This is a genomic window from Martelella mangrovi (genome assembly GCF_040545495.1).
In the GTDB taxonomy this organism is placed as follows: Bacteria; Pseudomonadota; Alphaproteobacteria; order Rhizobiales; family Rhizobiaceae; genus Martelella; species Martelella mangrovi.
In genome coordinates, this window is sequence record NZ_JBEPLY010000019.1 from 23,407 (window position 1) to 36,448 (window position 13,042).

Annotated in this window: 10 protein-coding genes and 1 tRNA gene; 4 read left to right on the plus strand and 7 right to left on the minus strand. The window is 59.0% G+C overall.

Annotated elements, in window-relative coordinates; translation table 11 throughout:
• The first annotated feature begins 256 nt into the window (after positions 1-256).
• Both ABID12_RS19675 and ABID12_RS19680 read left to right on the plus strand, forming a co-directional pair.
• Positions 257-346 (plus strand) — tRNA-Ser (locus ABID12_RS19675).
• Between the two features lie 372 nt (positions 347-718).
• Positions 719-1,417 carry a nucleoside/nucleotide kinase family protein gene (locus ABID12_RS19680; protein ID WP_435528268.1) on the plus strand — a complete coding sequence of 233 codons (699 nt, stop codon included), beginning with the start codon at positions 719-721 and terminating at the stop codon, positions 1,415-1,417.
• 33 nt (positions 1,418-1,450) lie between these two features.
• Here the strand turns inward: ABID12_RS19680 and ABID12_RS19685 are convergent, their stop codons facing one another.
• The 6 genes from ABID12_RS19685 to ABID12_RS19710 all read right to left on the minus strand — a co-directional run bounded on the left by ABID12_RS19685 (position 1,451) and on the right by ABID12_RS19710 (position 9,665).
• The gene (locus ABID12_RS19685; protein WP_354435768.1) at positions 1,451-2,470 is read right to left on the minus strand and encodes an oligopeptide/dipeptide ABC transporter ATP-binding protein; all 1,020 of its coding nucleotides are present in this window, start codon (positions 2,468-2,470) and stop codon (positions 1,451-1,453) included.
• Positions 2,467-3,468 (minus strand): oligopeptide/dipeptide ABC transporter ATP-binding protein, encoded by a 1,002-nt coding sequence (locus ABID12_RS19690; RefSeq protein ID WP_354435769.1) that lies wholly within the window; start codon positions 3,466-3,468, stop codon positions 2,467-2,469. Before ABID12_RS19690 ends, ABID12_RS19685 begins: the two co-directional genes overlap by 4 nt.
• A 1-nt stretch (position 3,469) precedes the next feature.
• Entirely contained in the window at positions 3,470-4,396 is a 927-nt protein-coding gene (locus ABID12_RS19695) for an ABC transporter permease subunit (protein WP_354435770.1), read from the minus strand.
• Between the two features lie 3 nt (positions 4,397-4,399).
• Entirely contained in the window at positions 4,400-5,326 is a 927-nt protein-coding gene (oppB, locus tag ABID12_RS19700; protein ID WP_106308944.1) for an oligopeptide ABC transporter permease OppB, read from the minus strand.
• A gap of 143 nt (positions 5,327-5,469) precedes the next feature.
• On the minus strand, positions 5,470-7,077 hold the full coding sequence (locus tag ABID12_RS19705; RefSeq protein WP_354435771.1) for a peptide ABC transporter substrate-binding protein: 1,608 nt from the start codon (positions 7,075-7,077) through the stop codon (positions 5,470-5,472).
• 590 nt (positions 7,078-7,667) lie between these two features.
• Entirely contained in the window at positions 7,668-9,665 is a 1,998-nt protein-coding gene (locus ABID12_RS19710; RefSeq protein ID WP_354435772.1) for an oxidoreductase, read from the minus strand.
• 146 nt (positions 9,666-9,811) lie between these two features.
• Here ABID12_RS19710 and ABID12_RS19715 point away from each other — a divergent pair, with 146 nt between their 5' ends.
• The gene (locus ABID12_RS19715; RefSeq protein ID WP_354435773.1) at positions 9,812-10,702 is read left to right on the plus strand and encodes a LysR family transcriptional regulator; all 891 of its coding nucleotides are present in this window, start codon (positions 9,812-9,814) and stop codon (positions 10,700-10,702) included.
• A 46-nt stretch (positions 10,703-10,748) separates the two neighbouring features.
• Here ABID12_RS19715 and ABID12_RS19720 read toward each other — a convergent pair whose 3' ends face one another.
• The gene (locus ABID12_RS19720) at positions 10,749-11,636 is read right to left on the minus strand and encodes a LysR substrate-binding domain-containing protein (RefSeq protein WP_354435774.1); all 888 of its coding nucleotides are present in this window, start codon (positions 11,634-11,636) and stop codon (positions 10,749-10,751) included.
• A gap of 80 nt (positions 11,637-11,716) precedes the next feature.
• Here ABID12_RS19720 and ABID12_RS19725 point away from each other — a divergent pair, with 80 nt between their 5' ends.
• Complete coding sequence (locus ABID12_RS19725) at positions 11,717-12,889, plus strand: MFS transporter (RefSeq protein ID WP_354435775.1); 1,173 nt, start codon at positions 11,717-11,719, stop codon at positions 12,887-12,889.
• Positions 12,890-13,042: the final 153 nt, after the last annotated feature.

Here is a 13,042-nt window from a genome sequence, read left to right on the forward strand (position 1 = left end):
CCATCTTGAAATCTGAATATCGTCCCCTATGGCGAGACTTAGTGGCTGCTTTAAGGCGGGTATCAAATTCGCCCGGCCGATTCAACCCATAACTGCAATCGATATTCCATCCGGTTCCGGGCATCATCTCCGCATGGCGATATCGGCATATCCGCGCGAATACGGCATTGACCGCCACAAGACAGCGATGATAAAGCCCGTTCGCTGCACCGAAAACGGCTGATCAACACCGGTAGCCGGGATCGCAGCCCTTTGCGGAGGAGTGGCCGAGCGGTTTAAGGCACCGGTCTTGAAAACCGGCGTGCGTGAAAGCGTACCGTGGGTTCGAATCCCACCTCCTCCGCCATTCTCGCTCGCGCTTTTCGGCCTTCCTCCTCCACGCCATATCATGTCAAACCACCGTCGAGCATGCTAAGCACCACTATTGCGTGACTTACGGTTCCGAAATTCTGGCTCTGCGTGAGCGTCGGCCGCAGTCATAACTTGGGCCGACGCGTGCAAGAAAGATTCAACCGATCGATACTCCCCGAAACAGGAGGCGTTTATGGCTACAGGAAGATGGAATGCTCAACGTGGTGTATATTGTCCTCGCCAAGGCGTTTTCCCGTTTGGCAGCTTGAGAATTCACGCCGGTTCTGAACTAAGGTGGCGGTAAAACTTTCCAGCGAGGAAGAGCGCGCCGGCGAGGTTTCTGTCGTGCCGCCGCGACTGATCATCGATGACCCTGGGCCCGAATACGGATAGCCACTTTCAAAAAAATGCCGCTTTGACCGGGAGGAGACGAATGGACACGAAAATCGGGCTGGAAGAGCTTGCTTTGGAGTTGCAAGAGCTTGCGGCCGGCAGCCGTCGTCAGCTTATTGCTCTGGCGGGTGCTCCGGGTGCGGGGAAAAGTCATGTTTCCGATGTGCTTTTTTCCTTGATTAACAACAAAATGCCCGGGAAGGTTCAGATCCTTCCCATGGACGGGTTTCACTTTGACGACATGGTGCTTGAGGCGCGCGGGGATCTGGCGCGTAAAGGCGCACCGCACACATTTGATGTCGGCGGCCTCCTCTCGGCCCTCCAGCGCATACGAGCGGATGACGGTGCGGAAATCGCCGTTCCGGTGTTTGACCGCAGCATTGAAATCGCGCGCGCAGGGGCCCGCATCATCGGCCCTGAGGCACGACTGATCATCGTCGAAGGCAATTATCTGCTTCTGGACGATATCCGCTGGCAGCCGGTCACGGCGATGTTCGACAGGACGGTCTTCATCGACGTGCCGGAAAAGACGCTGCACGAGCGGCTGACGGCGCGGTGGGCACATTTGAGCCCCGAAAACCGTGAGCGCAAGATGGAGGGCAACGACCTGCCGAATATGCGTCTCGTCCTCGCAAAAAGCCGGCCCGCCGATTATCGCGTGGTGAATGGCTGAAAGGCCGTCGGCTTCATCGCTCCGCGCAGTGAATCACGCAGTCAACGCCTCTGTCTCCGGCCCCGGATGATGGCAGGCAAAACTGTGCTGAGAGCCTTTATCCGGGTCTGTGCGCAGCGGGGGCGTTTGTTCGGCGCATATGGCCGTCGCGCGCGGGCAGCGGGTGCGGAAAACACAGCCCGATGGCGGATTGAGCGGGCTCGGCAGGTCGCCTTCAAGCGGCAGCGCCGTCTTGTTGCGCTCGATTTCGGGATCGGGGATCGGCACAGCGGAAAGCAGGGCCTGGGTATAGGGGTGCTGCGGTGCGGCATAAAGTTCATCGCTCGGCGCCACCTCCATCACCCGCCCGAGATAGAGCACCATGACCCGCGTCGAAATATGCTTCACCACCGACAGGTCATGGGCGATGAACATCAGCGCAAGGCCCAGCTCGCGCTGCAACTCCATCAACAGGTTGATGACCTGCGCCTGAATTGAAACATCGAGCGCGGATACCGGCTCATCACAGATAATCAGCTTCGGACGGACGATCAGCGCGCGGGCAATGCCGATACGCTGGCACTGACCGCCGGAGAATTCATGCGGATAGCGGTTGATCTGGTTGGGCAGAAGACCGACACGGCTCATCATCTCCTGCACCCGTTCGCGCACCTCTTCCTTGCCTATCCCCTTCTGGTGGGTAATGAGCGGCTCAGCGATGATATCGCCGACCTTCATGCGCGGGTTGAGGCTTGCCAGAGGGTCCTGGAAGATCATCTGGATATCGCTACGGTATTTGAGCATCTCGCGCGGCGAAAGCTCCAGCAGGTTGGTCTCGCCGTTCCACAGCGCCGATCCCGTTGCCGGAACCATGCGGATCATCGCTCGCGCCAGTGTCGACTTGCCACAGCCGGATTCCCCGACAATTCCCAGGGTTTCCCCGGGGCGCAGTTCGAAGCTGACACCGTTGACGGCATGCAGCGACAGAGGCTTCTGCCAGGGCATACTGTTTGAACGATGGATATCGAACGTGACGCGGACATCTTCCGCCTTCAGCAGAACATCACTTGTCATTGCACATCTCCCCTGGCTTCGGCGTCGCCACTGGTCACCACGGCAATCGGCCGGTTGCAGGCGCGCAGCCGCCCGGGCGCAAACTCCGTCAGCGGGTCGAGATGGTCCAGACAGTCCTCATCGGCGAAATCGCAGCGCGGCGCGAACGGACAGCCCTGCTGCAGACGCGCCATATTGGGGGGATTGCCGGGGATGGAACGGAGCATGTCGTCGCTGCGGTCAACGCGCGGAATGGAACCGATAAGCCCGCGCGTATAGGGATGCGTCGCATTCTTGAACAACGCATCGACCGGGCCCTTTTCCATGACCTGCCCGCCATACATCACCATCGCCCGCTCGGCGGCACCGGCAACCACGCCCAGATCATGGGTGATGAGAATGAGGGCCATGCCGAAATCGCGCTGGAGGTCGGAAAGAAGATGCATGATCTGCGCCTGAACCGTCACGTCGAGCGCTGTCGTCGGCTCGTCGGCGATCAGCACTTCGGGGCGACAGAGCAGTGCCATGGCGATCATCACGCGCTGGCGCATACCGCCGGAAAACTCGTGCGGATAAAGGCTGACGCGCGATTTCGCATCGGGAATGCGCACGGCATCCAGCATGCGCACGCTTTCGGCAATGGCGGAGCGTTTCGACATGCCCTTGTGGAGCTGCAGCACTTCCGCCATCTGTTCTGCAACCCGCATATAGGGGTTCAGCGAGGTCATCGGGTCCTGAAAGATGATCGCCATGCGGTTGGCACGGATGGGGTTGATCACCCTTGGCGACGCATTGAGGATCTCGGTTCCATCGAACCGCACCGAGCCGGAGGCCGTGCCGTTGGCGGCAAGCAGGCCCATCATCGCGAAAACGGTCTGGCTTTTGCCCGATCCGCTTTCGCCGACGATTGCCAATGTCTCGCCGCGATCGAGCTTGAAATCGACACCGCGCACGGCAAAGACGGGACCGGAATTGGTGGTGAACCGGATATCCAGATTGGAAACATCGAGAAGCGCCATGTCAGCGATCCTTCGGGTCTAGTGCGTCGCGCAGCCCGTCTCCCAGAAAGAAGAAGGAAAACAACGTGACGATGAAGAAGAAGAGCGGGAAGATCAGCTGCCAGAGCGTGCCGTAATTCATCGTGGCCGCGCCTTGCGAGATCAGCGCGCCGAGACTGGTCAGCGGCTCCTGCACCCCGAGGCCGAGGAAGGAGATGAAGCTTTCCGACAGGATCATGCCCGGTACCAGCAATGTCGCGTAGACAATGACGACGCCCAGCAGATTGGGAACGATATGGCGGCGAATGATGGTGCCGGAGGCAACCCCCGTCGCCCGCGCCGCCTCGACATATTCACGGCCTTTCAGCGAGAGCGTCTGGCCGCGCACGATGCGGCTCATGTCGAGCCAGGACAACAGCCCGATGCCGACAAACAGCAGCACGATCGAACGGCCGAACATCACCAGCAACAGGATCAGCACGAACATGTAGGGGATGGCAAGCAGGATATCGACGGTGCGCATCATCAGGTTGTCGACCCGCCCGCCGAGAAAGCCCGCCGCAGCGCCATAGATCGTGCCGACGATCACCGCGATCGAAGCACCGATAAGACCGACGGCCAGCGAAATCTGCGTGCCGAGCACCGTTCGCGCGAACAGATCGCGACCGAGATCATCGGTTCCGAAATAATGGCCGTTTGCCAGCGACGGCGCGCCTTCGCGCACGATGTCGCCCATGACCATGAAATCGATCTCGTCGATCGACCAGCGCGCAATCCACGGACCGAAGGCCGCAAAGGCCATCACGAAGATCAGCAGACAGAGCCCGACCACGGCCTGCCTGTTCTTGAAGAATCGTATACGGGCATCCGCCCAGGGCGAGCGCCCCTTCTCCGCTTCATCGGCCATGGCCTCGGACAGGCTTTGAATTTTCTCTCTTTCGATCAGCATGGCTCAGTACCTGATTTTCGGGTCGATCCAGGCGTAAAGGATATCGACGAAGAGATTGAAGGCGATGGTCAGCGATCCGAGCAGAATGGTGATGCCCATCATTACGGCGTAGTCGCGGTTGAGCGCGGATTCGACGAAGAACTTGCCAATGCCGCCGGTCGAGAAATACATGTCGATCACCACCGAACCGGTGATCATGCCGACAAAGGCCGGGCCGAGATAGGAAATCACCGGCAGAAGCGACGGTTTGAGCGCATGTTTCATCACCACGCGACGCATCGGCAGCCCCTTGGCCTTGGCCGTACGAATATGGTTGGAGTTCAGCACCTCCAGCATGGATGAACGGGTGATGCGGGCAAGCGACGCCATGTAGGAGGTCGAAAGGGCAATCACCGGCATGATCATGTAGGCCGGATGGCCGAGCCCTTCCCAGCCGCCGCCGGGCAGCCAACGCAGCCATAGCGTGAAGATCAACACCAGGATCGGTGCCATCACGAAATTCGGCAGAACCTGAGCACCGACCGAAATGCCGACGGCCAGACTGTCGAGCCAGGTATTGTGCCGCACAGCGGCAACCACGCCCAGCGTGACCCCGACAAGCACGGCGACGATGGCCGACAACAGGCCGTAGGTCAGCGTCACCGGAAAGCCCTGCGCGATAATCGAGTTGACCGTCTGATCCGGATAAACGAATGACGGGCCGAAATCGAACCGCGAAACAATGCCCCAGATATAATCGACGAGCTGCTGCCACAACGGCTGGTCGAGACCGTATTTTGCATTGATATTGGCAAGGACCTGCGGCGGCAAAGCGCGCTCGGAGGAAAACGGGCCGCCCGGAGCGGCGTGCATCAGGAAGAAGGAAAAGACAATCAGCAGCAGGATTGTCGGGATCGCCACAAACAGGCGCTTGATGATGTAACCGGTCATATTCGGCTTGGCTCGGTCTTGTGCTCCAGCCCTCCCCTCATGCCTCAAACAAAAAAGGCTCGTCAGGTTCGGACAATACGGACGATGCGGCCCCGCGGGGCAACGGCAACTGCCGCCGCACCCGCGAGGCCGGTTTCATATCCTTAATTGGCGACGCGATAAAGGTCTTTCGCGTACCAGTTCTGAAGCACGTTTTCGACCGGAAGTCCCTTCAGGTCGGCAGGCACCATAACCGGCGTCGAATAGAAATAGATCGGCGCCAGCGGCATTTCCTCGGCCAGGATCTGCTCGGCCTTGTCGTAATCGGCCGACGGATCTTCCGCCGTCAGCGATGCCTTCATCACGGCATCATAATCGGGGTCGTCAAAACCACCATAGTTCATGCCGCCGGAGCGGAAATAATCGAGATAGGTGGACGCTTCGTCATAGTCGCCGCACCAGGCGTAACGGCCGATATCGAAATTGTAATTCTTGAGGTTGTCGAGATAGACCTTCCACTCGGTGTTGTTGAGCGTGACATTGACGCCGATGGCCTTCCAGAACTGCTGGGCGGCAATGGCGATCTTCTTGTGGTCGTCGGAGGTGTTGTAGGAAAGCGTCAGTTCCAGCGGATTGCTCTTGTCGTATCCGGCTTCCTTGAGAAGCTCGACTGCTTTCTCATTGCGCTCTTGCTGCGACCACTCAGAATAATCGGTGACCGGCGGCTCGAAATCGGCAGTGGCGTAATAGGTCCAGCTATAGGCCGGCTTTTCGCCACTGCGGGTGATGTTGTTGACGATGATGTCGCGGTTGAGCGCATAGGAGAGCGCCTTGCGCACACGCACATCCTTCAGCGCTTCCGGTCCCTTGTCGGAAAGGTTGAACAGATAGGCATAGGTGCACGAACGCGGCACGGCATGCGTCTGCTCCGGATATTCTTCCTTCAGGCGCGGGAACTGGCCGGACGGCAGCTCGATATAGTCCAGTTCACCGGCCAGATAGCGCGTCAACGCTGCGTTCTTGTCGTTGATCGCCTGGAAATGAATGCTGTCGATGACGGTATTGTCGTTGTCCCAGTAGTTCTCGTTGCGCTCAAGCGTGAGATCTTGACCGAGCTTGTCTTCAACCAGCTTGTAGGCGCCATTGCCGACCATGTTTTCCGGCAGGGTCCACTGGTCGCCATATTCTTCGACCACGGCCTGGTTGACCGGGAAGGTCGATGTGTGGGTCAGCATCTTGACGAAGAACGGGATCGGGCTTTCAAGCGTGACTTCCAGCGTGTGGTCATCAACAGCCTTGACGCCCAGTTCCGAAGGATCGGTATCGCCCGCAATAATGGACGCTGCGTTCTTCACATTCATCAGCTCTTCATACCATGCGTATGTCGAACCGGTCGCGGGATCGGCAAGGCGCTGCCATGCAAAGACAAAATCGCCGGCTGTCACCGGATCGCCGTTGGACCATTTTGCGTCGGGGCGAAGATGAAAGGTGTAGACGGTCTGGTCGTCGGAGACATCGTAATCGGTCGCCACGCCGGGAACGAGATCGCCCGCATTGTCCTGACTATAAAGCCCTTCAAACAGCTGGCGGGCCACATGCGAACCCTGGATCGTGCTGTTGAGCTGCGGATCCTTGGTCTTGATGGAATCAAGCAGCCAGTAACTAAGGCTCTGATCGTCAGCCAGCGTTTCATCCGGCTCAGGGTTCGCGGCATAGGCCGGCGCGGCCAGTAAAAGCGCAAGGCAGGAGGAAAGCAGAAGGGTCTTTTTCATCCGGACGGACTCCCATGTTTGTGGATTTTATGGCGCAATGAGAATGCTCAGGAACAGTATCTAACGTCATCATAGACTGACCAGAAATTCCATCGAACCATAGGCTCGCTGCATCGTTCCACGCAAGAGAAACAGAATCTTCTTCAGTGGTTTGATGCTTGTTTCTGAAGTTGCCAATGAAGCACAAGACTGCGCGAAACGGAAATTTTTTCGTGCAGTCCGTGGGGCATCCCCTCTCCTGGAAAGTTTTCCTATACAATTAAAAACAATTAAATAACAATATCTTATATTTTCCGTGACGCTTTTTCACTGCGCGAACTTCAAGAAACTTTTCAAATGTCGGTAAACAAACAGCGCGCTCCTTTCCTTTCGGAAGGGAGTTGCAATACCAACACGAGGCTGCAGAACGCTCATCAGGTTTGGGAGCATATCACCGAGCTTCAGGGCGCATTGGCGCTTGCCCTCCTCCATCGCATGACCGCTAAATCCGATCACCATCCCCCTGACAGGGTATATTTCAACACGGTCATATAAAGCCGTCGCCATATGCACCAGCACATGGCGACGGATTTTCAGCTGTTCAGCTCCGATCAGATCGACCGCGCGACCTCATAGGCGTCCCAGATCGCGTACATGATGTTGGACACATGCCGCGCATCGCCGAAGGTATAGACTTCCGGCACCATGTTGCGGACCTCGTTGTAGAGATCGCGGTTCGAGCTGTAGCCGACGGCCAGGATTGCGCTGTCGGCTTCCACCAGGGTTTCCGCATCGCCGGTTACAACCTTGAAGCCACCCGGCGCCGGGGCCGTGACCCGGCTTGAGGTCATGACGCCGATCTTCTTGAAATGCATCAGATCGTGCAGCATGTCGTGATTGGCGTGACAGAGCGGCCCGGTCAGCGCCAGAATGTCATCAGCCATTTCGACGATGGTGACCTTCTTGCCCTTGTCATGCAGCCACATCGCCGTTTCGCAGCCGACAAGGCCCGCGCCGATGACGATGGCGCTGTCGCCGGGGTCTTTCACGCCGTTCAGCACGTCTTCGGCGGTCAGGACATTTTCGGCGTCGCCGATCTTCAGGCGTTTCGGCCGTGCACCGGTGGCGACGATCAGCACATCGGGATCAGCCTTTTCGACGGCCGCCGGCGTGACGTCCCTGTTGAAGACCACCGGCACCTTCAGGTCGCGCAGCGCCCGTTCATACCAGTTGATCAGACCGTGATCGTCCTCCTTGAAATCCGGCACGCCGCCGGGAATGACGACCCCGCCGAGGCGGTCCGTCTTCTCGTAAAGCGTCACCACATGGCCGCGCAGCGCCGCAACGCGGGCCGCCTCCATGCCGGCAATGCCGCCGCCGACGATCATCACCGATTTCTTCTCCAATGCCGGGGTCAGGCCATATTCCGCTTCCCGTCCGCAGGCCGGGTTCACCGCGCAGGAAACCTGGGTATAGGCCGCCAGCCTGCCAAGACAGCCTTCCTGACAGGAAATGCAGGGACGGACCTTTTCGAATTTCTCCGCCCGCACCTTGTTGGGAAGCTGCGGGTCGGCCAGCAGCGGCCGGGCCAGACCGATAAAGTCGGCCTGCCTGTTGTGGATCGCGTTGACCGCGCGGTCGGGATCGTCCATGCGGCCGGCGGTGATCACCGGCACGCTGACCGCCTTTTTCAGTATTTCATTGTAAGGCGTGTAGAGCCCCTTGGCCTGATACATCGGCGGATGGCTCCAGTACCAGCTGTCATAGGAACCGACATCGCCGTTGAAGGCGTCGTAACCGGCGGCTTCGAGAAGCTTTGCAGCCTCGATGCCCTCAGGGATATCACGGCCCATTTCGGCGAAATCCTCGCCCGGCAGGCCGCCTTGTTTCCAGCCCTTGATGAAGCTCTTGATCGAATAACGCAGCGATACCGGATAATCGTTGCCACAACGTTCCTTGATCGCCTGCACGATTTCAACCGCAAACCGCAGCCGGTTTTCAAGGCTGCCGCCATATTCGTCGGTGCGCTGGTTGAACATCGAAATGGCGAACTGGTCGAGCAGATAGCCCTCATGAACGGCGTGGATCTCGATGCCGTCGAAACCCGCCTGCTGGGCGATTTCGGCGCTGTCGGCGAACTTGCGCACATAAGTCCTGATTTCCTCGACCGTCAGCGCCCGACAGATAACGCCATCCATCCAGCGATGCGGGATCGGCGACGGCGCAATGGCGACCGTTCCGATGACGGAAGGAACGCCGACGCGGCCGAAGCCGGCCGAAAGCTGCAGGAACAGTTTGGCGTCATAGGCGTGAATACGCTCGCTCATGACCTTGCCGGTCCGGATGAAGCTGTGCGGGTTCAGCGTCGGACAGGGCGCCGATGGCATGACGCATTGTTCAATCTCGTTTTCCACCATCGTCACGCCGGTCATGATCAGGCCCGCGCCGCCCTTGGCGCGCTCCACATAATATTCGACGCCGCGCTGGTTATAGGCGCCATCGGCATCGCAGAAGCCGACCGGCCCGATCGGTTCCATCACATACCGGTTCTTGATTTCCACAGAGCCGATCTTCATCGGTTCGAACAGAATTTCATGTTCTTGTTTCATTGTTGTCTCCTGTCACTCCGAAAGGCGGCGGAGAACCGGGCAAAAAGGCAGGCTCCGCCAGACGTCGCGCCCATAGCTACTCCCGGCTTTAAATCGATACAAAGACTTGCTAGTGCTATCGCCCATGCTTGCGAGGTATGGGCAGAATGGAACTTCGGCATTTACGGTATTTCGTCGCGGTGGCGGATGAAGGCAGCGTCAGCGAGGCCGCGCGCTCGACGCTTCACACGGCACAGCCTTCGCTGAGCCGGCAGTTGCGCGATCTGGAAGCAGAGCTTGGCGTGATGCTGTTTGCGCGCGAGACGCGCGGGATGCGCCTGACCCGCGAGGGGCAGATCTTCCTCGGCCATGCCCGGCAGATCCTCAGACAGGTCGACAGTTCCGTCTCACGCCTCAAGGCATCGTCGCTGCTGTTGCGGGTTGGGATCATTTCCGGCCTTGAAGCCGACATTCTGCCGCGGTTGCGCGGAATTCTCAAAAAGGAGGCAGACGATCTGGAAATCGTCGTGACCAGCCGGTCGTCCGTCGCGCTCTTGCAGGCGGTGCATGACGGCAATCTGGATTTCGCCTTCGTCCGGGGCGCGACGTCCCTGCGGGGCGTGCGCTCCAATTCGATCGACAGACACCGCATCGCCGCTTTCATGCGGGCGGACCACCCCCTCGCCGCCCGCGATGCGCTTTCCATCGACGACATTGCCGGTCACGCGCTGGTCGCCATCAACGAACGCGTCGGGCCTGCCCTGCGGCGGACAATCGACATCTGGTGCGAGGAAAACAATGTCATTCTCGAACCCACGCACAGCGCTGCCGACATAGCGGCAGCCTTTTCCCTGATGCTGGTGACCGATACGCTGACGCTGATGCCGGAATATGCAGAGCGGGTCATGCCCTCCTCGCTCACCATGCGGCCGCTGGTGGATGGCCCAAACCCGCTTGACCTCTCCATCGCCTGCCGCTCGCTGAGCTCGGCCGCAGTGCAGTCGCTCGTCAATGCGACGACGCGTTCCTGGCTGAGACAGGGCGCCAATGAAGCGTAGGAGTGCAGATAAAATCAAATGGTTTTGACGGTTTCAAAAGACGGGTTCATACAGCGCCGGCCTCTCGTTTGATCCAGCGCCGGAAAGCCGCGATCTTGGGAACGGTCAGCTTGTTTGGGTGGACGACCACGAAATAACTTTCCTTCGTTGGAACAGGCGCGTCGATTGCGAGAACCACGCTTCCGGTTTTCAGAGCGCCGGCAGCATAAACATCCCGCACGACGGCAAGGCCCTGTCCGGCACTGGCGCCTTGGATTAACATGGCGTCGTCGGCATAACTCGGCCCTTTCGATGCGTTGCGGCCGGCCTTGACGCCAAGCGCGCGAAACCAGGTCGCCCATTCGACCCGGTCGCGATCCTGCAACAGCGGATAACGCAGGCAATCGACCGGATCGGTCAGGGGGCCATCAAGCAGGAGTGAAGGACTTGCGATCGCGATGAGACGCGGTTCGAACAGCACGGTGGCGTCAAGACCGGAATATTCGCCGGAACCGTGCCGTATCGCAACGTCAACCATGCCGTTCTTCATGTCAGCAAGCTGGACTGATGTTTCAACCCGCACCTCTATCTCGGGATGTTGTGCGGTGAAACCACCGAGGCGGGGCGCAAGCCAACAGGCGGCAAAAGACGGCGTCGTGCTGACGACGAGAGAACGTGGCTTCGCACGACGATCTTCGAATACCTGAACCGCGGCATCGATCTGCTCAAATCCCGGCGCAACCATGTTGAACAGCCTGAGGCCATGTGCCGACAGCTTCACTTCACGATTGCCGCGCTGAAGCAGTTTGACGCCAAACCTTGTTTCCAGCGACTTGACCTGCTGGCTCACAGCCCCCGGAGTGACATTCAATTCCAACGCGGCGCGTTTAATGCTGCCTTGCTGCCCGACTTCGATGAAGGCGCGTAGCGCGCTGAAAGAAACAGGTAGTGTCATAAGGCAGAGTTTAGCTGAACTAAATCATCCGACAATAGAAATGATTTGTCCGACTGGTGCCGAAATGTATGTCTGCATTCATGCAAACTCATCCTCATCAACCTGATCACCTGCCGGCCGCTCTTGTTCGTCTTTTGGCGGTGGGGGCTGGCGCCTCCGTTGCCAACAGCTACTACAATCAGGCGTTTCTCGGCCATCTGACGACGGATTTCGGCCTGGCATCCGGGATCGCCGCCATTGTGCCGGTGTTGACGCAAGCCGGAAACGCGCTCGGCGTGCTTTTTCTCGCTCCGCTCGGGGATCGACTGGAACGCAAGTCTCTCATCCTCGCGACCATTGGAACTCTGGTGGCAGCGTTGATCGGCGCGGCCATCTCGCCAGGCTTCATATGGCTTGCAATCGCAAGCCTTGCGGTTGGCCTGTTTGCCACCGTTGCACAACAGATCGTTCCTCTCGCCGTGCATCTGGCTCCGCCTTCGGAACGCGGGCGCATTCTCGGCAAAGTGACAGGCGGCATCCTCATCGGCATACTGCTTGCCCGCACCATCAGCGGTGCAATTTCGGACCTTTGGGGCTGGACATACGTATTCTGGTTTGCTGCCGTCCTGATGACGGCGGTCGCTGTCGCATTGGCAATCTGGTTACCGCGCGTGCCGCCGACGACCCACTTGAGTTATCCGCGCCTGCTTGGGTCTCTTTGGACACTGATACGGGCGCATGCTGCTCTCCGGAGGGCGGTCATGGTGCAATTCCTGATCTTTGCAGCCTTCATCGGTTTTTGGTCAAATCTCGCATTGTTGTTGTTTGAACCGCCCTATCAACTCGGTGGCACGGCGGTCGGTCTCTTGGCGCTTGTCGGCGTCGCAGGCGCGCTTGCGGCTCCCATTGCCGGCGGCTTTGCGGACCGTCAGGGGCCGGCTGTTGTGGTCTCGTTCGGCGCGGCGCTCGTGGTGCTGGCCTTTCTCATTTTCGGTCTTTGGCGCGGTTCCATCACCGGTTTGATTGTAGGCATTCTGGTCCTGGACCTTGCGGTACAGTCCTCGCAGGTTGCCAACCAGGCACGCGTCTATGCGCTTGATCCGACTGCACGCAGCCGACTGAACACGGTGTTCATGGCGACCATGCTCGCAGGAGGCGCTGCTGGTGCCGGTCTCGCCGGTGCAGCATATGCCGCCTGGGGCTGGACCGGGACATGCGTGTTCGGCGCGACGTCATCGGCGCTGGCACTAATTTTGTCCCGGAAATCGAATTGAGATTTCGGAACTTGTTTTGCGGCAGGATGCCTGTTTCATCGATACGCGACAATTATAAAGCCAAGGGAATGCCCATCCCGGAGCGGCAGGCTATGACGCGCTCGCCCAAAAACCGAAAGTCACTCCTGGCCCCGATGTAGCCGCCGGTTTGTA

Bases quoted from the DNA above. Each gene is read 5' to 3' on its own strand.
- ABID12_RS19680 (WP_435528268.1), top strand. From the start codon at position 719: ATGACCCTGGGCCCGAATACGGATAGCCACTTTCAAAAAAATGCCGCT.
- ABID12_RS19685 (WP_354435768.1), bottom strand. From the start codon at position 2,470: ATGACAAGTGATGTTCTGCTGAAGGCGGAAGATGTCCGCGTCACGTTC.
- ABID12_RS19690 (WP_354435769.1), bottom strand. From the start codon at position 3,468: ATGGCGCTTCTCGATGTTTCCAATCTGGATATCCGGTTCACCACCAAT.
- ABID12_RS19695 (WP_354435770.1), bottom strand. From the start codon at position 4,396: ATGCTGATCGAAAGAGAGAAAATTCAAAGCCTGTCCGAGGCCATGGCC.
- oppB (WP_106308944.1), bottom strand. From the start codon at position 5,326: ATGACCGGTTACATCATCAAGCGCCTGTTTGTGGCGATCCCGACAATC.
- ABID12_RS19705 (WP_354435771.1), bottom strand. From the start codon at position 7,077: ATGAAAAAGACCCTTCTGCTTTCCTCCTGCCTTGCGCTTTTACTGGCC.
- ABID12_RS19710 (WP_354435772.1), bottom strand. From the start codon at position 9,665: ATGAAACAAGAACATGAAATTCTGTTCGAACCGATGAAGATCGGCTCT.
- ABID12_RS19715 (WP_354435773.1), top strand. From the start codon at position 9,812: ATGGAACTTCGGCATTTACGGTATTTCGTCGCGGTGGCGGATGAAGGC.
- ABID12_RS19720 (WP_354435774.1), bottom strand. From the start codon at position 11,636: ATGACACTACCTGTTTCTTTCAGCGCGCTACGCGCCTTCATCGAAGTC.
- ABID12_RS19725 (WP_354435775.1), top strand. From the start codon at position 11,717: ATGCAAACTCATCCTCATCAACCTGATCACCTGCCGGCCGCTCTTGTT.